Source organism: Sphingomonas sp. GCM10030256, from assembly GCF_042666415.1.
GTDB lineage: Bacteria > Pseudomonadota > Alphaproteobacteria > Sphingomonadales > Sphingomonadaceae > Sphingomicrobium.
In genome coordinates this window covers 71,706-91,638 of sequence record NZ_JBHTDI010000003.1, presented here as the reverse complement: position 1 = coordinate 91,638, position 19,933 = coordinate 71,706, and the positions used below count along the sequence as shown (strand labels likewise).

At 65.8% G+C, this 19,933-nt stretch carries 24 protein-coding genes, 1 tRNA gene and 1 pseudogene; 14 read left to right on the top strand and 12 right to left on the bottom strand.

Annotated elements, in window-relative coordinates; translation table 11 throughout:
* Nucleotide 1 precedes the first annotated feature (1 nt).
* Nucleotides 2–1,363: an acetyl-CoA carboxylase biotin carboxylase subunit gene (accC, locus tag ACFQPG_RS11555; RefSeq protein ID WP_380813397.1), complete on the top strand. Its 1,362-nt coding sequence runs from the start codon at nucleotides 2–4 to the stop codon at nucleotides 1,361–1,363.
* On the opposite strand, the gene ACFQPG_RS11550 is transcribed toward accC, so the two are convergent.
* Nucleotides 1,360–1,623: a hypothetical protein gene (locus ACFQPG_RS11550; protein WP_380813395.1), complete on the bottom strand. Its 264-nt coding sequence runs from the start codon at nucleotides 1,621–1,623 to the stop codon at nucleotides 1,360–1,362. The two genes, accC and ACFQPG_RS11550, sit on opposite strands and share 4 nt — an antisense overlap.
* Before the next feature lie 96 nt (nucleotides 1,624–1,719).
* Here ACFQPG_RS11550 and arsC point away from each other — a divergent pair, with 96 nt between their 5' ends.
* Both arsC and aat read left to right on the top strand, forming a co-directional pair.
* On the top strand, nucleotides 1,720–2,067 hold the full coding sequence (gene arsC, locus ACFQPG_RS11545; protein WP_380813392.1) for an arsenate reductase (glutaredoxin): 348 nt from the start codon (nucleotides 1,720–1,722) through the stop codon (nucleotides 2,065–2,067).
* A 43-nt stretch (nucleotides 2,068–2,110) separates the two neighbouring features.
* A complete protein-coding gene (gene aat, locus ACFQPG_RS11540; RefSeq protein ID WP_380813390.1) occupies nucleotides 2,111–2,794 on the top strand; it encodes a leucyl/phenylalanyl-tRNA--protein transferase in 684 nt (227 codons plus the stop codon).
* Nucleotides 2,795–2,829: 35 nt separating this feature from the next.
* Here the strand turns inward: aat and ACFQPG_RS11535 are convergent.
* The 5 genes and pseudogenes from ACFQPG_RS11535 to ACFQPG_RS11515 all read right to left on the bottom strand — a co-directional run.
* Nucleotides 2,830–3,066: pseudogene (locus ACFQPG_RS11535) on the bottom strand (DUF2155 domain-containing protein); the annotation flags it as partial.
* 158 nt (nucleotides 3,067–3,224) lie between these two features.
* Entirely contained in the window at nucleotides 3,225–3,608 is a 384-nt protein-coding gene (locus ACFQPG_RS11530; protein WP_380813388.1) for an NADH:ubiquinone oxidoreductase subunit NDUFA12, read from the bottom strand.
* 59 nt (nucleotides 3,609–3,667) lie between these two features.
* A complete protein-coding gene (locus ACFQPG_RS11525; RefSeq protein ID WP_380813772.1) occupies nucleotides 3,668–4,135 on the bottom strand; it encodes a DUF192 domain-containing protein in 468 nt (155 codons plus the stop codon).
* Nucleotides 4,132–4,620 carry a cold-shock protein gene (locus tag ACFQPG_RS11520; RefSeq protein ID WP_380813385.1) on the bottom strand — a complete coding sequence of 163 codons (489 nt, stop codon included), beginning with the start codon at nucleotides 4,618–4,620 and terminating at the stop codon, nucleotides 4,132–4,134. The genes ACFQPG_RS11525 and ACFQPG_RS11520 overlap by 4 nt, the downstream gene beginning before the upstream one ends.
* Before the next feature lie 155 nt (nucleotides 4,621–4,775).
* Complete coding sequence (locus ACFQPG_RS11515; protein ID WP_380813383.1) at nucleotides 4,776–5,336, bottom strand: regulatory protein RecX; 561 nt, start codon at nucleotides 5,334–5,336, stop codon at nucleotides 4,776–4,778.
* Nucleotides 5,337–5,442: 106 nt separating this feature from the next.
* Between ACFQPG_RS11515 and ACFQPG_RS11510 the strand changes: the two genes are divergently transcribed.
* From ACFQPG_RS11510 to nusG, 4 genes are all read left to right on the top strand, one after another.
* Entirely contained in the window at nucleotides 5,443–7,209 is a 1,767-nt protein-coding gene (locus ACFQPG_RS11510; protein ID WP_380813381.1) for a fatty acyl-AMP ligase, read from the top strand.
* A gap of 109 nt (nucleotides 7,210–7,318) precedes the next feature.
* A tRNA-Trp gene (locus ACFQPG_RS11505) sits at nucleotides 7,319–7,391 on the top strand.
* A 168-nt stretch (nucleotides 7,392–7,559) separates the two neighbouring features.
* Nucleotides 7,560–7,757 carry a preprotein translocase subunit SecE gene (gene secE, locus ACFQPG_RS11500; RefSeq protein ID WP_380813378.1) on the top strand — a complete coding sequence of 66 codons (198 nt, stop codon included), beginning with the start codon at nucleotides 7,560–7,562 and terminating at the stop codon, nucleotides 7,755–7,757.
* A 22-nt stretch (nucleotides 7,758–7,779) separates the two neighbouring features.
* On the top strand, nucleotides 7,780–8,319 hold the full coding sequence (gene nusG, locus ACFQPG_RS11495; RefSeq protein ID WP_380813375.1) for a transcription termination/antitermination protein NusG: 540 nt from the start codon (nucleotides 7,780–7,782) through the stop codon (nucleotides 8,317–8,319).
* Nucleotides 8,320–8,331: 12 nt separating this feature from the next.
* On the opposite strand, the gene ACFQPG_RS11490 is transcribed toward nusG, so the two are convergent.
* Entirely contained in the window at nucleotides 8,332–8,652 is a 321-nt protein-coding gene (locus tag ACFQPG_RS11490; RefSeq protein ID WP_380813373.1) for a hypothetical protein, read from the bottom strand.
* 426 nt (nucleotides 8,653–9,078) lie between these two features.
* Between ACFQPG_RS11490 and ACFQPG_RS11485 the strand changes: the two genes are divergently transcribed.
* Entirely contained in the window at nucleotides 9,079–11,193 is a 2,115-nt protein-coding gene (locus ACFQPG_RS11485) for a M10 family metallopeptidase C-terminal domain-containing protein (protein ID WP_380813371.1), read from the top strand.
* Between the two features lie 57 nt (nucleotides 11,194–11,250).
* On the opposite strand, the gene ACFQPG_RS11480 is transcribed toward ACFQPG_RS11485, so the two are convergent.
* Complete coding sequence (locus ACFQPG_RS11480; RefSeq protein WP_380813368.1) at nucleotides 11,251–11,472, bottom strand: hypothetical protein; 222 nt, start codon at nucleotides 11,470–11,472, stop codon at nucleotides 11,251–11,253.
* Nucleotides 11,473–11,518: 46 nt separating this feature from the next.
* The gene (locus tag ACFQPG_RS11475; RefSeq protein ID WP_380813366.1) at nucleotides 11,519–11,755 is read right to left on the bottom strand and encodes a hypothetical protein; all 237 of its coding nucleotides are present in this window, start codon (nucleotides 11,753–11,755) and stop codon (nucleotides 11,519–11,521) included.
* A gap of 95 nt (nucleotides 11,756–11,850) precedes the next feature.
* On the opposite strand from ACFQPG_RS11475, the gene ACFQPG_RS11470 reads away from it, so the two are divergent.
* Together ACFQPG_RS11470 and ACFQPG_RS11465 are read left to right on the top strand one after the other, a co-directional pair.
* Nucleotides 11,851–12,114, top strand: coding sequence for a glutaredoxin domain-containing protein (locus ACFQPG_RS11470; protein ID WP_380813364.1), 264 nt, complete (start codon nucleotides 11,851–11,853; stop codon nucleotides 12,112–12,114).
* A gap of 109 nt (nucleotides 12,115–12,223) precedes the next feature.
* Nucleotides 12,224–12,772 (top strand): L,D-transpeptidase family protein, encoded by a 549-nt coding sequence (locus tag ACFQPG_RS11465; protein ID WP_380813361.1) that lies wholly within the window; start codon nucleotides 12,224–12,226, stop codon nucleotides 12,770–12,772.
* A gap of 67 nt (nucleotides 12,773–12,839) precedes the next feature.
* On the opposite strand, the gene ACFQPG_RS11460 is transcribed toward ACFQPG_RS11465, so the two are convergent.
* Entirely contained in the window at nucleotides 12,840–13,355 is a 516-nt protein-coding gene (locus tag ACFQPG_RS11460; RefSeq protein WP_380813359.1) for a hemerythrin domain-containing protein, read from the bottom strand.
* Between the two features lie 81 nt (nucleotides 13,356–13,436).
* Nucleotides 13,437–14,813: a serine hydrolase domain-containing protein gene (locus tag ACFQPG_RS11455; protein ID WP_380813357.1), complete on the bottom strand. Its 1,377-nt coding sequence runs from the start codon at nucleotides 14,811–14,813 to the stop codon at nucleotides 13,437–13,439.
* 96 nt (nucleotides 14,814–14,909) lie between these two features.
* Between ACFQPG_RS11455 and ACFQPG_RS11450 the strand changes: the two genes are divergently transcribed.
* The 4 genes from ACFQPG_RS11450 to ACFQPG_RS11435 all read left to right on the top strand — a co-directional run bounded on the left by ACFQPG_RS11450 (nucleotide 14,910) and on the right by ACFQPG_RS11435 (nucleotide 18,186).
* Nucleotides 14,910–15,194, top strand: coding sequence for a hypothetical protein (locus ACFQPG_RS11450; protein WP_380813354.1), 285 nt, complete (start codon nucleotides 14,910–14,912; stop codon nucleotides 15,192–15,194).
* Entirely contained in the window at nucleotides 15,191–15,862 is a 672-nt protein-coding gene (gene pyrF / locus ACFQPG_RS11445) for an orotidine-5'-phosphate decarboxylase (protein ID WP_380813351.1), read from the top strand. The genes ACFQPG_RS11450 and pyrF overlap by 4 nt, the downstream gene beginning before the upstream one ends.
* Before the next feature lie 58 nt (nucleotides 15,863–15,920).
* Nucleotides 15,921–16,775 carry an acetyl-CoA carboxylase, carboxyltransferase subunit beta gene (gene accD / locus ACFQPG_RS11440; protein WP_380813348.1) on the top strand — a complete coding sequence of 285 codons (855 nt, stop codon included), beginning with the start codon at nucleotides 15,921–15,923 and terminating at the stop codon, nucleotides 16,773–16,775.
* Nucleotides 16,776–16,890: 115 nt separating this feature from the next.
* On the top strand, nucleotides 16,891–18,186 hold the full coding sequence (locus ACFQPG_RS11435; RefSeq protein WP_380813769.1) for a bifunctional folylpolyglutamate synthase/dihydrofolate synthase: 1,296 nt from the start codon (nucleotides 16,891–16,893) through the stop codon (nucleotides 18,184–18,186).
* Here ACFQPG_RS11435 and ACFQPG_RS11430 read toward each other — a convergent pair.
* Nucleotides 18,183–19,913, bottom strand: coding sequence for an AmpG family muropeptide MFS transporter (locus tag ACFQPG_RS11430; RefSeq protein ID WP_380813345.1), 1,731 nt, complete (start codon nucleotides 19,911–19,913; stop codon nucleotides 18,183–18,185). The two genes, ACFQPG_RS11435 and ACFQPG_RS11430, sit on opposite strands and share 4 nt — an antisense overlap.
* Between the last annotated feature and the right edge of the window lie 20 nt (nucleotides 19,914–19,933).

The window sequence follows — 19,933 nt, the reverse complement described above, 5'->3', positions numbered from 1 at the left end:
CATGGCCAAGATCACCAAGCTGCTGATCGCCAATCGCGGCGAGATCGCTCTGCGAATCCATCGGGCCTGTCATGAGATGGGGATCAAGACGGTTGCGGTGCATTCCACTGCGGACGCCGACGCGATGCACGTGCGGCTGGCGGACGAGGCGGTGTGCATCGGCCCACCGTCCGCGACCGACAGCTATCTCAACATTCCCAACATCATCTCCGCCGCGGAGATCGTTCACGCCGATGCGATCCACCCGGGCTACGGCTTCCTGTCGGAGAATGCGCAGTTCGCGGAGATCGTCGAGCTCCACAACATCATCTGGGTCGGGCCGAAACCCGAGCACATCCGGATCATGGGCGACAAGGTCGAAGCAAAGCGTACCGCCGCCAAGCTCGGCCTGCCGCTGGTTCCCGGCTCGCCCGGGCCGCTCGACAGCGTCGAGGAAGCGCACGCGATCGCCAACGAGATCGGCTATCCGGTGCTGATCAAGGCGGCCTCCGGTGGCGGTGGGCGCGGAATGAAGGTCGTCCCGTCCGAAGAGCAGTTGGAAAGCCTGATGATGCAGGCGGCGTCCGAAGCCCGCTCGGCGTTCGGCGACGACACCGTCTACATGGAAAAATATCTGGGCGACCCGCGCCACATCGAGTTCCAGGTGTTCGGCGATGGCGAGGGCAATGCCATCCACCTGGGCGAGCGCGACTGCTCGATCCAGCGCCGCCACCAGAAGGTCATCGAGGAAGCGCCCTCTCCGGTCATCAGCGCCGAACAGCGGGCTGAGATGGGCGCTGTGGTGGTCAAGGCGATGGCCGATATGAGGTATCGCGGTGCCGGCACGATCGAGTTCCTGTACGAAAACGGCGAGTTCTTCTTCATCGAGATGAACACCCGCCTGCAGGTCGAGCATCCGGTGACCGAGATGATCAGCGGGATCGACCTGGTGCGCGAACAGATCCGCGTCGCACAGGGCGACGGCCTGAGTTGCCGGCAAGAAGACATCCGCCTCCACGGCCATGCAATCGAATGCCGCATCAACGCCGAGGATCCGCAGACTTTCGCGCCCTCACCCGGCACGGTGAAGAATTACGTCGCGCCGGGCGGAATGCACGTTCGCGTCGATAGCGGGCTCTACACCGGCTACAAGGTGCCGCCCTATTACGACAGCATGATCGGCAAGCTGATCGTCTACGGCACCACGCGCGAGCGCTGCATCATGCGGCTGAAGCGCGCGCTGGAGGAGTTCGTCGTCGAGGGCATGAAGACCACCGTGCCGCTGCACCAGCGGATCGTCCGAGACGAGGCCTTCCTGTCGGGCGATTATACGATCAAGTGGCTGGAGCGCTGGCTTGAGGAAAATCCGGCCGAACAAAGTTAGGTGCGGCCGGTCTTCTCGCTCGATTCCAGCAAGTGGTGGGCGAGTGAGCGAGCGGTCGGCGCGTCGAACTGCAACTGAATCCACCGCAGCTTGCCGGCCAATGCCTCTTCGCGGGTGAATGCGTAATGCAGCCGTACCTTGACGTCCCGCGGGGCCGGAAGGACCGCGGTCGCAACGACCTCTGCTGCATGGATGGTTCCGTCTGGATTGAGAATCCAGCCCTCCCACATCAGATCGTTGTCGTCACCCGCATCACGCATGTCCCCCCCTACTCCGAGCAAGTGCCGTGTAGCGTGAGTTGATCCAGGTTACATCACGGTTTTTCGGGTCCCGGCAAGAGAACAGGAGGAACGAAGATGAAGGCTACCATCTATCACAATCCGGCGTGCGGGACTTCGCGCAAGACTCTGGACATCCTCCAGGCTGAGGGCGCGGAGCTGACGATCGTCGAATATCTCAAGAACCCGCCGCCGCGCGAAGAACTGGAGCGGCTGTACGCCCGCGCCGGCCTGACACCGCGTGAGGGGCTCCGCGCCAAGGAGCCGCTGGCCGCAGAGCTCGGCCTGCTCGATGAGGGCGTTGACGACGAGACGATCCTCGACGCCATGATGAAGCATCCGGTCCTGATCAATCGACCCATTGTCGAGACCGACAAGGGCGTTCGCCTGTGCCGCCCGCAAGAGGAAGTACGCGGCCTGTTTTGAAGACGATTGCCGCATCCAATCCGATCGTGCGTTAAAGCAACCGATGGCCGCCCTCGATCCCCGCCTGCTGCTTCAAGGCTACGCGACTGGCGTGTTCCCGATGGCGGACGATCGCGAGGCTGCCGATGTCTTCTGGGTGGAACCACGCGAACGCACGATCCTTCCGCTGGACGGCTTCCATCTCTCGCGATCGCTCGCCAAGCGCATCCGCTCCAACCGTTTCACCGTCACCTGCGATCGCGACTTCGCTGGAGTGATCGCCGGCTGTGCGGACCGGGCCGAGACGTGGATCAGCCATCCGATCGAGCAGGCCGCCTTGAGGCTGCACGCCTGGGGCCACGCCCACTCCATAGAAGTGTGGGAGGGCGAACGGCTGGCCGGCGGAATCTATGGGGTGAAGCTTGGCCGCGCCTTTTTCGGCGAAAGCATGTTCAGCCGTGCTCGCGATGCTTCGAAAGTCGCCTTGGCCTGGCTGATCGCCCGGCTCCGGGTCGGGCGGTTCACGTTGCTCGACTGCCAGTTCATGACAGATCACCTCGCCAGCCTTGGCGCGGTGACGGTACCGCGAGACGCTTACGTCGGATTGCTGTCGGCCGCCCTAGCCCGCGACGGCGCTCCGCCACCCGACTGGACCGCATTGGACGTGCTGCTGTCCTCGTCCGAAGCCGGAGCTTGTTCGGGAGCGTCGGGGAAGTTCATCACGCAGCTCTTGGGCCAGACATCGTAGACCGGGTGCTCGACCACGTTCAGCGACGGGGATTCCTTGTACAGCCAGCCGGAAAACACCCGCCGCCACCCAGTTCCGCCGGGCTGCTGCACGTCCAGCTGAACAAAGGCGCCGGTCAGCTTGTCGAACTCCCATGGGGGAGTGGTTTCGCAGGCGCGCAGCCGGACGATGGCATCCTTGAATCGGACGGCCTGGCCCGGCTTCAGCGTGATGTCCCGCGCGATGCCGTTGCGCTTGTTGAGGAAGCCCAGCACCGCGACGCGCTCAGGCATCGGCGTGGCGCCAGCCACGGGCGCCGGCGCCCCGGCTGAACCCTGCTGGGCAGCAGGCTGCTGCCGATTTCCCGGCGACGAGCCCGCTTCGTCCCCGCCCTGCCGACAGGCCGCAAGCGCAAGCAGCGCCACCACGGAGGCAACCGCAGTGCGCACCCTTATTCCGGGGTCCACGCCTGGTAATCGCCGGTCGCGGCGGCCCGCTGGCCGCCGCGCGAGAGCGATCCGCTCGGCCGGTAGGTCTTCTCGGTGCCGGTCAGGTTTGGAACCGGGGCCTGCTCGAACGCGCGGCGGGGCGGAAGCGCTTTGGAGGGCACGTCATCGATCTGGCCGCGCAGCCAACTCGTCCAGCCGGGCGGCGCCCGGCTGGCGTCGTTGCTCCCTTCGTAGATCACCCAGCGGCGAGCCGGATCCTTGCGATGCTGAAAGTAGACGTTCCCTGCTTCGTCCCGCCCGACTTCGCGCCCGTGGCGACGCGTGAACAAGCGCGTGCCGAGCGATGCGCCGTTCCACCAGGTGAAGATGCGAGCCAGGATTCCCATGGGTCGATGCCTCTGCCTTGTCGCTGCACCGAGCGCAAGCGACGATGCCGCCCGGCTATTCAGCGCGGCCAGCTGACCCGGTCGCCCGCCTCGATGCCCAGCTCGGCGGAGCGCCCGCCGGCCAGCTCCAGGACCGCGGCCACCGGCTCCAGCGACAGCACCGGCTCCAGCGAGAGCGGAACCGTGTTCGGCTCGATCCGGGCGATCGTGCCGTCGGTGCGGATGAAGATCATGTCGAGCGGGATAAGCGTGTTCTTCATCCAGAAGCTGGCATCGCGCGGCTGTTCGAACGGGAAGATCATGCCCTGGTCCGGGCCGAGCGTTTCTCGGTTCATCAGCCCCTGCGCCTGCTCGGCCGGAGTCGCAGCGACTTCCACGGTAAAGCGGTGCATCTTGCCACTCGCGCCGGTGATGGTCAGCGGAACCTGCATCAGTCCCGCCGCGGATCGCTCAAGCCGGGGCTGCTGCTCCTGCGGCTGGCAGGCTGCGGCCCCCAGCGTCAGCGGCAGAAGCGCCGCCGCGATCAGCCATGCAGCCGCAGGTCGACGGCCGTGAGACCCTTCTTGCCCTCCGCGATCCGGGCCTCGACCAGTTGCTGCGGCTGAAGGTCCGCGATGCCCGACCGGCGGACCGTCTCCATGTGCAGGAAGATGTCGCCCCCGGTGCCGTCCGGGCGATTGAGGAAGCCGTAACCCTTTACGCGATTGAACCACTTCACCTCCACCGGCTCGAACTCGCCAGCTTCGCCCAGCAGCGCCTCGCGATCCTGCCGATCGGCTCGGCTGGCCGGCTGAGCCGGGCGAGGCACCACTGCGTCTGTCGTATCGATCGACAGCACCCGACTGGCCTGAAGGCCGCGGTTCTGGCGCACCACGTCGCACTCCACAAGTGCCCCCTCGGGCAGGCTGCGGCGGTTGTGTTCACGAAGGACGCTGAAATGAACCAGGATGTCGCCTTCGACCGAGTCGCTGACGATGAAACCGAAGCCGCGGGTGGCATCGAACCATTTCACGCGTCCGGACGCCCGAATTGCGGCAGGCTCCGCCCCTGAAATCCCTCCGGACAGAGACGATTCGTCAGGTAAGCGTGGCGCGGACTCTGGTTGCACAATGCCACTTGTAGCACGGCCAGCCGGAACTTAGCAAAAGGGTTACTACTTCGTGACTATCAATAGGTTAACAGCTGCTCCACGCTGATTTCCGCTCCGGGCGGAGTGTCGATGACGGCCCGCGCCAAGGCGAAGTCATGGCCGGCCCGAACCATTGCGGCGAGAGCCCTTTGTCGGCCTGAGGGATCCGTCGGTGCTGCGGCGAAAGGTCCAAGCCGCCGCCGCCTCGCAAAGCGTAACGCGGCTTCGGCCGCTTCCGTCAGAGCCAGGGCGCGCGCGCCCTCCCCATCGCCCTCGTCGACCCCTGCGGCACGGAGCGCCTGGTCCACCCGGCGTGCCCCGTAGCCTCGCGCCGACAGGGACCGGGACTTGGCCAAGGCGAATGCGGCATCATCGACATAGCCCAGTTCGGCAAGCCGATCCGCCAGTTTGTCGAAATCGGGAGGGCCATCGCCGCCCCATCCCCGTTCGCGGACCTTACGCCGCAGATAGTCGCGGAGCCGCGCCCGGGTGGTCGCGAACCGGGACACATACGCCAGCGCCAGCTCCCGCAGCGCTTCATCCCCGAGTGGAGGCCGTGCCCGCCGCCCTCCGCGCCGCTCGTCCTGGGTCCTGGTCACGCCTTGATTGTGCCACACTCCCCGGAGAGATTGAAAGGGAAGAGGTACGCCGGCTGGCGGCCTGCGGTGCGTGCAGCCGCTTGGAACAACAACACAGGAAGATCGCGTGAGCGACGATCACTCTCTCATCACGGCCGATCTCTCCCCCCCGGGCGCTACTCCGACCACGGACGTCCTGCCGCGTCGCATCGCTGATTTCAAAACCCTTGGCGAAGCCCTCGACTATGCCGCCAAGGGTGTGCGCGGGATGAACTTCCACGATGCCCGTGGCAATCTGGTCCGCGCCTATCCCTTCTTCGAACTCCGCGGCGAAGCGCTGGAGCATGCCCACCGTTTCGCGGCGCTTGGTTTGGGCAAAGGCGACCGGATTGCCCTGGTGGCGGAGACCGGTCCCGAGTTCGCGGCCTGTTTCTTCGGCGCGATCTACGCGGGCTGCTGGCCGGTGCCACTGCCTCTCCCGACAAGCTTCGGGGGTCGGGATGCGTATGTCGACCAGCTCAAGATAATGCTCGGGAGCAGCGATCCCGCGCTGTTCCTTTACCCGGCGGAGCTTGCCGAGTTCGCCAGCCAGGCCGCCGCCGAGTGCGGCGTCGGGGCGCGACCGTGGGAGTCGCTGACGAACATCGAGCCGGGCCGTGGAACCCTGCCCACCTCTGATCCCGGCGAAATCGCCTATCTGCAATATAGCAGCGGATCGACCCGCTTTCCGCATGGCGTAGCGGTGACTCACGCGGCCCTGCTCGACAATCTACGCGCCCATGGCTTGGGGCTGAAGGTGCTTGACAGCGACCGCTGCATCTCCTGGCTGCCCTGGTACCATGACATGGGCCTGGTCGGCTGCATGCTTTCGCCGCTCGCCAACCAGCTCAGCGTCGATTACCTCAAGACCGAGGACTTCGCGCGGCGCCCGCTGGCTTGGCTCGACATGATCAGCCGCAATCCCGGCACGACCCTCTCCTACTCGCCGACGTTCGGCTACGACATCTGCTCGCGGCGCATGTCGAGCCAGTTGAAAGCGTCCGAGCGGTTCGACCTTTCGCGCTGGCGGATCGCGGGCAACGGGGCCGACATGATCCGCCCCGACGTCATGCAGGCGTTCGTCGACAGCTTCGCGGACGCCGGGTTCAAGGCGCAAAGCTTCTGCCCGAGCTACGGCCTTGCGGAGGCCACTCTCGCCGTGTCGCTGATGCCGCCAGGCGAGGGCATCCGGCTCGAACTGGTCGAGGAAAGCGAGCTGTCCGGCGTGGGCACACCCGCGCAGGAGCGGCCCCGGCGGTACCGCGCCATCGTGAATTGCGGCAAGGCGGTCGAAGGAATGGAGATCGAGGTCCGCGGTGCTGGCGGCGAAACCCTTCCCGACCGCGGCATCGGCAAGGTGTTCGTGCGCGGCGCGAGCATCATGGTCGGCTATTTCCGTGACGAGGAGGCAACCCGCGCCTGCCTCAGCGAGGATGGATGGCTCGACACCGGGGACATGGGCTACCTGTCGGCGGGCTACGTCTTCATCGTCGGCCGCGCCAAGGACATGATCATCATCAACGGCCGCAACCACTGGCCGCAGGACATCGAGTGGGCGGTCGAGCAACTGCCTGGGTTCAAGTCCGGCGACATCGCCGCCTTTGCGATCAGCGGTCCCTCCGGCGAGGAAACGCCCGCCGTGCTGGTCCACTGCCGCGTCTCGGACCCGAGCGAACGCGGTCGCCTCCGCGACGACATCCGCGAGCGGGTGAGGGCAATCACCGGCATCACCCCGGTGGTGGAACTGGTTCCTCCCCGGACCTTGCCGCGGACCTCATCGGGCAAGCTCAGCCGCACCAAGGCGCGCAACCTCTATCTCTCGGGCGAGATCCAACCCTACGACATCGCCGCCTGAGGCATCTCCTCTTGCGGAGTAGGACTCGCGCGTATACCTGCGCACTGCTTTTCCCGCTGATCCGGACTTCCTGAAGTTTGTAGGATTCGTAGGGAATGGCGGTCGGCCTAGGGGTATAGCTCAGTTGGTAGAGCATCGGTCTCCAAAACCGAGGGTCGTGGGTTCGAGTCCCTCTGCCCCTGCCCGGCCGAAGCGAGTGAGCGAAGCCTGAGCTTCGCGAGCGAGCGCGAAGCCGCGGCGCGGCCCGCCTTGAAGCATCCGGCGAACGGCGCTACATCGCCCGGCGTCCGAGGTCCGGCGGGGAAGCCCTGCGGACCTCGTTTTTCTATCTCTTCGAGGTGCACAGTCAGGTGGCGAAAGTTTCTCCCGGCGAATTCATCCGGCAGGTCCGGGTCGAGGCAGGCAAGGTCGTCTGGCCGACCGGCAAGGAGACCTGGGTGACGGCGGTGATGGTGTTCATCCTCACCGGGCTGCTGGCCTTGTTCTTCTTCGCGGTCGACAGCGCGTTCGCAGCGATCGTCAAATTCCTCCTCGGCCTCCTCGGCTAAGGCAACAGGGAAAACAGCCTACATGTCCCGCTGGTACATCATCCACGCTTATTCCGGCTTCGAGAACAAGGTTCGCGAATCGATTCAGTCCGAAGCCCGCCGCCTCGGGCTGGAGCAACTGGTGGAGTCGGTCGAGGTTCCGACCGAGAAGGTCACGGAAATCCGCCGCGGCAAGAAGGTCACCTCCGACCGCAAGTTCTTCCCCGGCTATGTACTCGCCAAGCTGACCATGAGCGACGACGTCTACCACCTAGTCAAGAACACGCCCAAGGTGACCGGCTTCCTCGGACCCAACGGCAAGCCACAGGCGATCAGCGAAGCTGAGGCTGCGCGGATCCTCAACACCAAGGAAGAAGCCGCGGCCGCCGCGCCCAAGGCGAAGATCAACGTCGATTACGAGATCGGCGACGCGGTCAAGGTACTCGACGGCCCGTTCGCAAGCTTCAACGGCGTGGTCGAGGAACTCGACTTCGACCGCGGTCGGGTCAAGGTCGGCGTGTCCATCTTCGGCCGCGCAACGCCGGTCGAGCTCGAGTTCGAGCAGGTCGAGCGGGTCAAGTAAGGCGCAAGCCCCCTACTCGGGGACCTTGTCCCCGGGATCGACGTGCGGCGGGTCCACCTCTGCCGGGACCTGGATCGGCGAAGGCTGCACCGTCTTCGGGTCAATTGGAGCCGGCTGCTTCGTTGGCGTTCCGGGGGTCCCAGTAGATGGCTGGGGCGCTGCGGTCTGCTGATTGCTCACGCTCTGCTCCCCCGATGCCATGACAGCCGGGTCGGCCGTTGACCGGCTCACTTGCGCATCACCATTCTCCGCCGGCGCGACCCCGCCGCGGCTTTCGCACGCGCCGAGCATCAAGGCAGCCGCGCCGGGCACGATCAGGTCGGTCCATTTCATGTTGTTCCCCTCCACGCTCCCTTGGCCGCACTCGCAAAAACCGCTTACTGTGTCCAAATCGGGACAGAGTTAAAAAAGTTCCAACGGCTGATTGACGGCCGTCATTGCTCTCCATAAGGTCCGCCCCTTCGAGAAGCCACTGATTTTCTTTGGCTTTTCTCCGGGGGCAGTTGAATGGCAGCGTATCGCCGTTCTTGGTTTGGGATCAACGGCGGCACTGCTCTGCGGTTGTTCTCGCGCCGGTTGATCCTGCTGCAACCCTCCCGCGCACACCACCAAATCGCCAAGCTCCGCCCGGCTTCCGCCGAGTCGGAAGCCTTGACGTGCACCGGTTGCGTCGCCGTGGGCGCGCATGATCCGGTCGCAGGAGCATCCACGCTCCGCCACTGACATCTTCCGACCTGTTTGATGAAGAGGGACCACTAAATGTCGAGTGAAATCGTGCTGCATAATCCCGAAGATTTCGCCTGCGCCTGCCCGGCCTGCTCGATGCCGATCGAAGAGCAGACGGACAGTGTCCTGGACGCGTACGGCGTTTCGCTCGACACGCTGGCCGGAACCAACCACGCCAATGGCAAGGCCATCTGGAGCGCCGATCAGGTCGCCGCGCACCTGAACCGCACCGGCGGCGGGTTCCTCGACGGGTTCAACGACACCGTTAACATGGGCCGTCAGAACAACATCGGTGACGACAACAAGGTCGTGACCTTCGGGTTCTTCGAGAATGCGAACCAGCTGCTGACCAACGGCTACGGCTACACCGCCCCCAACGCGCAGGGCGTGATGACGAACTACGCGCTGTCCGAATATTTCAACTTCGCGTCGTTCAACACGGTTCAGCGCGATGCCACCCGCGAGATCATGACCAGCTGGGACGATGTGGCGGCGGTCAGCTTCCGCGAAACGAACGCCGATGACGCCGACATGAACTTCGGCAACCTGGCGAGTGCGCCAACCACCCAGGCCTACGCCCGCATTCCGACCGCTGGCCTGGATACAACCCTTAGCGGCCAAGTTCGCGAAGTCGGCGGCGACAGCTGGATCTCTGCCAGCCAGGCGAGCAACTTCCAGCTCGACGAAGGCGGCTACGGCATGCAGACCCTGCTGCACGAAGCGGGCCACGGGCTCGGCCTCAGCCACCCGGGCGGTTACAATGCGGCTCCGGGCCGTTCCATCACCTACACGGTCAATGCGGAATATGCACAGGACACCCGCGCTTATTCGGTGATGTCCTACTTCAACGCCAGTTCGCTCGGCGCGCGGCATTTCGACTTCCACATCTCTGGCACCGCCTACAGCTCCGTGCCGCTGATCCACGACATCGCCGCCATTCAGAAGATGTACGGCGCCGACATGACCACCCGTACCGGCGACACCGTGTACGGCTTCAACTCCAACGCCGGCCGCGATGCATTCGACTTCAACAAGACCCCGGCTCCGATTGGCGCCATCTGGGACGCCGGCGGCAACGACACGATCGATGCGTCGGGCTTTGCCACCGATCAGGTGATCGATCTCACGCCGGGCTCGCTGAGCAGCATCGGCGGGGTCACCTTCGACACCGCGCCGACCTACGAGCAGGTTGTCGCGAACCGGACTGCCGCAGGCATTTCCAATGCAACCTACACCCGCGCAACCTATGATGCGAACATGGCAGCACTGCAGGCCAATGCCGCCATCGGCCGGCTGACCGACAATTTCGGCATCGCCTATGGCGCGGTGATCGAGAATGCGATCGGTGGCTCCGGTCATGACAATCTGATCGGTAACCAGGCCGACAATCTGCTCAAGGGCAATGCCGGCAACGACATCATCGGTGCGGGTGCGGGCAACGACATCCTCGACGGCGGTATTGGCAACGACACCATGCTTGGCGGACGCGGCGACGACCTGTTCTTCGTCGAAGCGGCCGGTGACGTGGTGACGGAGCTTGCCGACGAAGGTGTCGACACCGTTTCCAGCTCCATCGACTATGCGCTGACCGCCAACGTCGAGAACCTGGTTCTGACCGGACTGGCCGTCAGCGCCACCGGCAACGAGCTCGACAACGTCCTGACGGGTAACGCCCAGGCGAACCAGCTGGTCGGCGGAGCGGGCAACGACCGCCTGATCGGCGGCGACGGCATGGACTGGCTGACCGGTGGCGCCGGCAGCGACACGTTTGTCGGCGAGTTCAACTCCAGCAAGGTCGCGACCAAGCTGGGCTCGTTCTCGATCGATCGGATCACCGACTTCCAGTCGGGCGTCGACAAGATTGACCTCAGCGGGCTCGACGCAATCTCCGGGCTCGCCGGCGACCAGGCGTTCACGTTCCGCGGCATGGCGGCGAACAAGAATGCCGGCGAGTTGACCTACAAGGTCTATGACAGCGTCCAGGGCGCCGAAATGGCCCTGGGCATCGACATCGACGGGCAGGACAAGCCGAGCACCTTCGAAGGTCCGGTGACCATCCTGTTCGGCAACGTCGACGGCGGCACTCCCGACTTCGCCGTGGTGCTGTTCGGCGTCGCCGACGTGAACAGCGGTGACTTCTTCCTGTAAGTCGACCTAGCCGCAAAAGAATGGGGCGCTTCCGCGATCGCGGAGGCGCCCTTCCTTTTAGCGCCCCGTGCGTGGCCGGTGCTGACCCCTCTGGTGCAGGGCCTTTGAGAACCATTCTTCGACCTCGGCCCAGGTGGCATATTCAAGGTTCGGGGAGCGCGGTCCTTCGTGGCGGTGGCGAACCCTCTGCAGGAACTCGGCGGCCTCCATCGCGGTCATCTCGGTGTCCGCAGCCTCCGAAGCAATACCGGCCGCGGTCAACTGCCCGGCCCGGAGCACGGCGGAACTGCGGCCCTCGGCGGGGACCGCGGGAAAGCTGCACGGTTCATGCCGTGGTCAGGAATGCCTTTCCGGCCGCCTGGCCACCCGGGCGGCTGGATGAGGAGCGGAAACGTGCCGCCGCGCAGTTCCCGTCATCCGCAAAAGCAGGGTCGCGCGCACGGCGCTTGTGGATCCCCGAGACGGCCAGACCGGCACGCTGCGCCGAGAGGCTGAGGTTCCCGGTCAGGGAAAGCTGGAGGAGAAACAGTTTCAGCTGCTTGGGGTCGGTCAGGCGCGGCATACCGATCGTTCGGCAGCCAACTCCTACTAGTCAAGGCTGCGCCGGCGATGAAACACTTTGCCGGTCAACCGGTTAGTAAGGCAAGGAGACAAGACATGCCCGACCCTCGCGAGGCTACCCTCTACCGGATGGTCCTGCCCGACCATGAATGCCCGTTCGGCCTGCGAGCCAAGCAGATGCTGGAAAGCGCCGGCTTTGCGATCGACGAACACATCCTGCGCAGCCGCGACGAGGTGGACGCGTTCAAGGCCGAGCATGGCATCCCCACTACACCGCTGATCTTCATCGACGGCGAACGAATCGGTGGTTCCAGCGACCTGGCCAAACACTTGGAAAGTAGCGGTTCTTCAGTCAATTAGCGCCATCATACCCTGCCCCGAGTCGTAACGCCCGGCGACTTTTTTGGAACGCAAGCGGAGCCTTGCTCGTTTAGCATTCCAGAAAGTCAATAGAAAAAGTGAGCGTAAAATGAAGAAGCTAGCGCTTGCGCTTGCGGCATCGGGATTGTTCGCCCTCGCGGCTCCGGCCTCGGCCATGGGGCCGGTCGAGACGCCTGAGGCGAAGCAGACCGCCGCCAGCGCTGCCAGTATCGCCCTTGCCGACATGGCAGAGGCGTTTGGAACGACTGAACTCAAGCCCGGCAAATATCTGTGGCGCACCGACGTCGACGCATCGGGCGAGCCGCGGGTGGTGATCAGCCTGACCGACCAGCTGGCGTTCCTGTATCGCGGCGACCTGCTGGTTGCGGTCTCGACCATTTCCAGCGGCAAGCCAGGCAAGGATACGCCTACCGGTATCTTCCCCATCCTGCAGAAGAAGCCGATGCACCGCTCGGTAAAGTACGACAACGCGCCGATGCCGCACATGCAGCGGCTCGATCAGTTCGGCATCGCTCTTCATGCCGGGATCAACCCGGGGCGTCCGGCGAGCCACGGCTGTGTGCGCCTGCCCTCGTCATTCGCGGCCAAGCTGTATCAGGTGACGGACGTCGGAACGCCCGTGCTGATCGGCGCCTGATCGGAAGCAGCCCCTCCTGCTCCGTGGAAGCCCGGTGCCCAACAGGCACCGGGCTTTTTCGTGAGGGTCAGGCCTTGCCCTGGCTCATGGTGGTGAGCTTCGGCTTGGGCAAGCCATTCTTCTCGATCTGCGCCATCAGTTCCGCCTTGCGGGCGGCGATCTCCTCGCCCAGGGCGTCCATGTCGACGCCGGCCCGCTTGGCCTGTGCGAAGATGCCGTTTAGCCGGCTCTCCTCTTCCTTGACGTGGTGCTCGATCTCTTCCTGGAGGACCTTCACCTTGGCGTCGTAATATTCGTCGTCCGGGCCGCCCTTGGCGATGTCGGCGATCAGCACCTTCGCGCCGTCATGTTCGACATAGGCTTCCTTGAGGTCGTCCTCCTCGACCTTGCCCTCGCAGGCCGGGTAGAAGATCTCCTCCTCGATCCGGGTGTGGACGATCAGTTCGGCGCAGATCTGCTCGGCAAGCTTCTTCTTGCGGCCGTCGCCCTTGGCCTTTTCGAAGTCCGCGAACAGCTCTTCCACCTTGCGGTGGTCCTCCTTCAGCAGGGTGACGGCGTCGGGTGCACTTTTCTTGTCGGCCATTGATGGTCTCCTTCCGCCGGGCAACCGGCACGGGAGGAGCTATGTTCCACCTGCGAAGCAATCGCAGCTTTGCCCAAGGGATCAGCGGGTGGCGCGCCTGGCGGATCCGGCCGGCGCAACGGCGGCGACTTCCTCGGGCGCCGGCTCGGCGGTGACCGCGAGCGGCGGTGCGCCGGGCTTGCGGTCGAGCTCCATCCAGTCTCGGAACGGCAGACCGAAGATCATGTCCATGACCTCGAACTCGAGGCCGCCCGGCTGGCTGGTGTTGCTGTTCCATAGCGCCACCACGCCGCTCTTGCTGCCCGGGTCGAACAGGATGAGCGAGCGGTAGCCTGCCACTCCGCCCCGATGGCCGACGATCGGGTGGCCGGCATAGTCGTACGACCGCCAGCCAAGGCCATAATAGGCGTCGCCGACCCGCTCCAGGAACTTGCGCAGGCGGCCGCGCTCGCCGGGAGTCTTCACCAGGGGGCGATGGATGGTCGACAGCAAGCGCGGGCTGAGCACGTCCGGCATCCCGCCGGACTGCGCGATCATCCACAGCGCCAGATCCTTGATGTTGCTGTTCACGCCGCCCGCTGCCGGGACGCGGTAATAGGGTTCCAGCACCTCGAGCGGCCGACCGCCGACGCTATGCGGGCGCGCCCAGCTCCTGGCAGTAATCAGGCCATCTCGGCTGACGCTGGCGCTGCTCATACCGATGGGCGCGAACAGCATTTGCGTGAGCGCCTGCTCGTACGGGGTGTTGGTCGCCTTGACGACCATCTCCGACGCCGCATCGTAGGCAATGTTCTGGTAGCTCCAGCAGGTGCCGGGCGCGCAGATCGCATTGAGGGTGGACAGCTCGCGGCGGAGCACCGCGGGCTGCTGCCCCTCCTCCAACTTGTTGTCGAGCGCGTTGCGGTACAGGCCGAGGCGATGGCTGAGCACGTCCGACACGGTCGCGCGATATTCGGCGCCGCCGGGAAGCTTCAGGCTGGGAGCATAATTCGCGACCGGCGCCGACAGGTCGAGCTTGCCCTGCTCGGCGAGCTTGGCGACGGCGGTGGAGGCGACGCCCTTCGATACCGAGGCCCAGCGGAACACCGTCTCGGGCGTAACCTTATCGCCCGATCCTTCGAGCGTTTCGCCATAGCCCGACAGAAAGGTGATGCGGCCGTTCTCCACCACGCCGACGGCGAGCCCCACGACGGTGGGCTGTTCGGCGAGCCGCTTCAGCCGCGCATCAAGGCTGGCATAGTCGATCCGCTGCCGAGCCGCCGGCGAGACCTTGGCAAGGTAGAGATGCGCGGCGGCGGGGTTCACCGCCACCTTGGCAGTGACCGGTTCGTCCACGACACGGATGCTGGCCAGTGCACCAGCGGTCAACAGGCATGCCCCCACGCCTGCGAGTTGCAGCTTGTTCAGTTTCTCATCCTCCCCGCCCGCGACAGTGGCGGGCGATTGGGCGGGGCTCAACTGCCTGCCTGTTAGACGTGCGGCAGGCCGATAGGTTGCAGCGACGAACGCGACTCGCGCTGGTCAAGGCTGGCGCGCTGCCTTAAGAAACCGCCCATGCAGTTCCTGCGCACCCTGTTCTGGGTCGTTATTGCCGTGTTCGTGGCGATCATGGCGCGAAACAACTGGTCCGACGTGACCGTCAATCTGTGGGGGAACCTGCAGGCTGACATCAAGCTGCCGCTGCTTCTGGTGATCGCGTTCCTGCTCGGCTTCCTGCCGCCGCTCTTCGTTCTTCGCGCCAAGCTGTGGCGGTTGCGGCGCAAGCTGTCCGTGCAGCAGCCCATCGCGGCCGCCAACCCGCCCGCGGCGGCGCCTCACGACGAGGAACTGACCGCGTGAGTCCGATCTTCGTCGCGCTCGACACTCCGGACCTCGCCACTGCCACCCGCCTCGCCGGCTCGCTGCGTGGGCTGGTCGGAGGGATCAAGCTCGGCCTGGAGTTCTTCGCCGCCAATGGGCCCGACGGCGTCATGCAGTTGTCGGTGCTGGGCCTACCGGTGTTTCTCGACCTCAAGCTCCACGACATCCCCAACACGGTCGGCAAGGCGGTGGCAGCGCTGGCGCCGCTGACGCCCGCAGTGCTGACTGTCCATGCAGCGGGCGGGCACGCCATGCTGGCCGCAGCGAAGGCCGCCGCCCCGGCGGGCACCAAGATCGTCGCGGTGACCGTATTGACCAGCCTTGACGCGGACGATCTCCTGGCGACCGGCGTCGGCGGCGCCCCGGCCGAGCAGGTGGAGCGGCTGGCCCGCCTGGCGCGCTCGGCCGGACTCGACGGCATCGTCTGTTCGGGCGCGGAAGTCGCGGCCGCGCATGCCGCGTGGCCGCAAGGCTATTTGGTCGTGCCCGGTGTTCGTCCAGAGGGTGGCGACATCGGCGACCAGAAGCGGGTCATCACGCCGCGTGCGGCGCTGGATGGCGGCGCCTCCATGCTGGTGATCGGGCGCCCGATCGCCGCTGCCGCCGATCCGGCCGAAGCCGCACGGGGAATTGCAGCCACCCTCTAGATTGGACACGCCACTCGCCCGGGTTTAGGCGCTGCGCCACCATGTACAGGATCGCATCATGAACTGGCTGAACCGAGTCCGGAACGGCATTCCTTTCCTCCCCAAGCGGCAGGTTGCCGACAGCCTCTGGCACAAGTGCCGAAAGTGCGAGTCGATGGTCTTCCTCAAGGAATGGGAGGAAAACCTCTACGTTTGCCCGCGTTGCGACCACCACGACCGGATCCGCGCGCACCAGCGCTTCGCCTTGCTGTTTGACGACGGCAAGTATGATAGGCTCGCGCCCCCCGAGGTGCGCGAAGACCCGCTCAAGTTCCGCGACACCAAGCGCTACACCGACCGCATCAAGGCGGCGCGCAGCAGCACCGACGAGCGTGACGCGCTGCTCAATGCGCGCGGATCGATCAATGGGCGCAGGGTGGTCGTCGGGGTGCAGGACTTCGCCTTCATGGGCGGCTCGATGGGCGTCGCGGTCGGCTCTGCCTTTGTCGCCGGAGTGAAGGCAGCGATCGCTGACCATGCGCCCTACATCATCTTCACTGCTGCCGGCGGCGCGCGGATGCAGGAAGGCATCCTCAGCCTGATGCAGATGCCGCGGACCACGGTGGCGCTGGCGCAGCTGCACGAGGCCGGGCTGCCCTACATCGTTGTGCTGACCGATCCGACCACCGGCGGCGTCACGGCATCCTATGCCATGCTCGGCGACGTGCAACTGGCCGAGCCGGGTGCGCTGATCGGGTTCGCCGGGCAGCGGGTGATCGAGCAGACCATCCGGGAGAAACTGCCCGAAGGCTTCCAACGCGCCGAGTATCTGCTGGAGCATGGAATGATCGACATGGTCGTCCATCGCGCGGACCTGCGCGAGCGGCTCGGCACTTTGATCGACTATCTCGCGCCGCAGAGGAAAGCGGCGTGACGGGCTCCCCTCCCGCTCGCGGGAGGGGCTGGGGGTGGGTCTGGCGCCCGGCATCGGACACACCCACCCCTTCCGCCGCGGGCGCGGCTCCCTCCCCTCCGCCAAGCGGGAGAGGATGATGGACTTCGCCCGTTCGTCCTCCCCCGCGGTCCAGGCGCAGCTTGACCGGCTGGCCCTGCTCTCCCCCGGCGGCGACCGGCTTGGCCTCGACCGGATCACGCGCCTGCTGGAGCGGCTCGGCCGGCCGCAGGACCGCTTGCCGCCGATCTTCCATGTCGCCGGGACCAACGGCAAGGGATCGACCTGCGCCTTCGTCCGCGCCGCACTGGAAGCCGCAGGCCACCGGGTCCACGTCTTCACCAGCCCGCATCTGGTGCGGTTCAACGAGCGCATCCGCCTCGCGGGAAGCCTGATCAGCGACAACGAACTTGCCGCAACGCTAGGTGAGGTGCTCGACGCGGCCGAGGGGATCGAGCCGAGTTTCTTCGAGGTGACGACCGCCGCCGCTTTCCTGGCGTTCACCCGGACTCCGGCCGACGCACTGGTGCTGGAGGTCGGGCTTGGGGGCCGGCTGGACGCGACCAACATCGTTGAGCGGCCGCTGGTCTGCGGCATCGCGATGCTCGGGATCGATCACCAGCAGTGGCTGGGCAAAAGGCTGATCGACATCGCCGCCGAAAAGGCCGGCATCGCCAAGCCCGGGGTGCCGCTGGTGACGCACCTGTATCCGCGCGGGGTAGCGGAACGGATTGCCTGGATCGCCGACGGGCAGGGCGCACCCTGGCTGCCCCGCGGCGGCGCCTGGGACGCAATCGGATACGGACGATCGATCCGCTACCGCGACGCGAAGGGTGCCCTGACCCTGCCCCTGCCTCGCCTCCCGGGATCGCACCAGGCGCGGAACGCGGCCCTGGCGGTGGCGATGCTGCGCCACCAGGAACGGCTGTCGGTGCCAGACAGCGCCCTTACCGCGGCAATGGGCTGGGCGCAGTGGCCAGCGCGGATGCAACAGCTAGGCCCCGGGCCGCTGGCGAGCGGGCGCGAGATCTGGCTTGATGGAGCCCACAACCCGGCAGCGGCGCGGATCCTCGCCCGCGAAGTGCTGCGGCGGTTCGGTGCGTCCGGAGTGAACCTCATCACGGCAAGCCTGAAGAGCAAAGATCCCCGAGGGCTGTTGGAGCCGTTCCTCGGGCTCGCGGTCCAGGTCCACACCGTGCCAGTGGCGGACCACGACTGCTACGCGCCGGGCGAACTGGCCGGGATCGCAAACGAACTGGGCTTCGAGGCCAGTCCGTTCGAGCGGATCGCCGACGCCGTCGCGGCCATGCCGGCCGACCGCCCGCTGCTGATCCTGGGGTCGCTTTACCTTGCCGGAGAAGTGCTGGCCCTCAACGGCGAGGTGCCCGACTAGGCGGTGTCGCCCTCCATTACCCGGGCTGCGTCGCTCTGCGGCAGCCGTGACGGATCGGCACTTCTCCGGCTCCGTTCAGACCGCAACCATTCCAGTGCGCAGAATACGACTGCGATGCCGCCCAGCGCAGCCGTCAGGTAGAACACCGGCACATAGCCCTGGGTGTCGATCATCTCGCCGAGCGCTCCACGCCCGAGCGACCCGACCAGCAAGGTCAGCGACGACAGCAGCGCATATTGGACGGCGCTGAACTCCTTGCTGGCGATTGACGACAGGTAGGCGACGTACGCCGCGCCAGCCAGGCCGCCGGCGATATTCTCGCCGGAGATCGCCACCATCAGCCGCACCATGCGCGGGTCCGCACCGAGCGCGTTCAGCCCGAACAGGTTGGCAAAGGCATCGATCGCGGCCCCGCCTGCGGCCAGGTCGGCGTAGAGCAGGTTGGTGGCCGCGGCGAGGATTGCGCCGATCATCAGCGTAGGCATCCGCCCGAGCGTGACGAACATGATGCCGCCAATCGCGATCCCGGCGATCGTCATGAAGACGCCGAACACTTTCGAGGCAAAGGCGACCTCGTCGGCGGTGTACTGCATCTCGCCCAGGTAGAAGGGGAACGCGAACGGACCCCAGATGCTGTCGGTTAAGCGGTAGGTGAGGATGATCCCGAAGACGATCACCGCGCCCCATCCCAGCCGCCGGATCAGGTCCGTTAGCGGCAGCAGCAGGGCGTTGTAGGCATGGTCGGCCGCACGGTCCCAAGTGGTCCGGGCCGGCGCTGCCTGTTCGATCACATAGCGGCCCTGCGACTTCATCCGGTCGAGCCAGGCGGCGATGATCATCGGCAGGACGACCGTGATGGCGATGATCCAGGGTCCGACGCTCGCCGTGAAGTCGCTCGCCTTGGGCGGGTTGGGATCGCCCGGAGCGACGTTCAGCATGCGCACCATGAACGCGGCGATCGTGTAGATTGCCCACAGCCAGCCGAGCGCAACGATGCCGAGTGCAATCGCGCGCACCCGCGGATCGATCGCACCCTGCTCGCGCAGGGCGGAGCTTTCACGGTCCTCGTGAGCCCGCGCGGTGTCGGGGGCCAGCAGGGTCGCGATGATCGTCAGCGCCATCACCACGCCCATCACGGCATACACGCCAGGCCAGCTGATCCGGGCGGACAGCACCAAGGCCAGCGCGCCGCCGACCAGCGCCGCGGTCCGAAAGCCCATTTGGTAGATCGACGACAGGATATCCACGGTCGCGCGGTCGTCGGCCACATCGATGCGCCAGGCGTCGATGACGACGTCCTGCGTCGCCGAAGCGAAGGCGCCGATCACGGCGACCAGGGCAAAGGTTCCGATCGCCAGCACCGGGTTGGTCAGCGACAAGGCCAGGAAGGTCCCCGCAAGGACAATCTGGCACAGCAGCAGCCAGCCCCTTCGCCGTCCGAGCGAGCCGAGCAGCGGAAGCCGCGTGCGATCGACCAGCGGTGACCACAGGAACTTGAACGCGTAGGCGAGCCCGATCCACGAGATAATGCCGATGGTGGCGAGGTCGACCTTCGCTTCACCCAGCCAGGCGTTCAGCGTTCCGACGAGCAAAGAGAACGGCAGGCCGGAGGAGAAGCCGAACACCAGCATGATCGCGGTCTTGCGCTGGCGCAGCGCCACCTTGAGCAGGCGCCAGCCTTTCAGCTCCCTGGTGTCCAGATCGTCGCCGATCGCCGTTGTCGCCATTCCCAACCCCTTCCGCCAAC

Excerpts from the sequence above, each read along its gene's own strand:
- accC (WP_380813397.1), top strand. The coding sequence starts at position 2 with ATGGCCAAGATCACCAAGCTGCTGATCGCCAATCGCGGCGAGATCGCT.
- ACFQPG_RS11550 (WP_380813395.1), bottom strand. The coding sequence starts at position 1,623 with ATGCGTGATGCGGGTGACGACAACGATCTGATGTGGGAGGGCTGGATT.
- arsC (WP_380813392.1), top strand. The coding sequence starts at position 1,720 with ATGAAGGCTACCATCTATCACAATCCGGCGTGCGGGACTTCGCGCAAG.
- aat (WP_380813390.1), top strand. The coding sequence starts at position 2,111 with ATGGCCGCCCTCGATCCCCGCCTGCTGCTTCAAGGCTACGCGACTGGC.
- ACFQPG_RS11530 (WP_380813388.1), bottom strand. The coding sequence starts at position 3,608 with ATGGGAATCCTGGCTCGCATCTTCACCTGGTGGAACGGCGCATCGCTC.
- nusG (WP_380813375.1), top strand. The coding sequence starts at position 7,780 with ATGTCCCGCTGGTACATCATCCACGCTTATTCCGGCTTCGAGAACAAG.
- ACFQPG_RS11490 (WP_380813373.1), bottom strand. The coding sequence starts at position 8,652 with ATGAAATGGACCGACCTGATCGTGCCCGGCGCGGCTGCCTTGATGCTC.
- ACFQPG_RS11485 (WP_380813371.1), top strand. The coding sequence starts at position 9,079 with ATGTCGAGTGAAATCGTGCTGCATAATCCCGAAGATTTCGCCTGCGCC.
- ACFQPG_RS11475 (WP_380813366.1), bottom strand. The coding sequence starts at position 11,755 with ATGCCGCGCCTGACCGACCCCAAGCAGCTGAAACTGTTTCTCCTCCAG.
- ACFQPG_RS11470 (WP_380813364.1), top strand. The coding sequence starts at position 11,851 with ATGCCCGACCCTCGCGAGGCTACCCTCTACCGGATGGTCCTGCCCGAC.
- ACFQPG_RS11465 (WP_380813361.1), top strand. The coding sequence starts at position 12,224 with ATGAAGAAGCTAGCGCTTGCGCTTGCGGCATCGGGATTGTTCGCCCTC.
- ACFQPG_RS11460 (WP_380813359.1), bottom strand. The coding sequence starts at position 13,355 with ATGGCCGACAAGAAAAGTGCACCCGACGCCGTCACCCTGCTGAAGGAG.
- ACFQPG_RS11450 (WP_380813354.1), top strand. The coding sequence starts at position 14,910 with ATGCAGTTCCTGCGCACCCTGTTCTGGGTCGTTATTGCCGTGTTCGTG.
- accD (WP_380813348.1), top strand. The coding sequence starts at position 15,921 with ATGAACTGGCTGAACCGAGTCCGGAACGGCATTCCTTTCCTCCCCAAG.
- ACFQPG_RS11435 (WP_380813769.1), top strand. The coding sequence starts at position 16,891 with ATGATGGACTTCGCCCGTTCGTCCTCCCCCGCGGTCCAGGCGCAGCTT.
- ACFQPG_RS11430 (WP_380813345.1), bottom strand. The coding sequence starts at position 19,913 with ATGGCGACAACGGCGATCGGCGACGATCTGGACACCAGGGAGCTGAAA.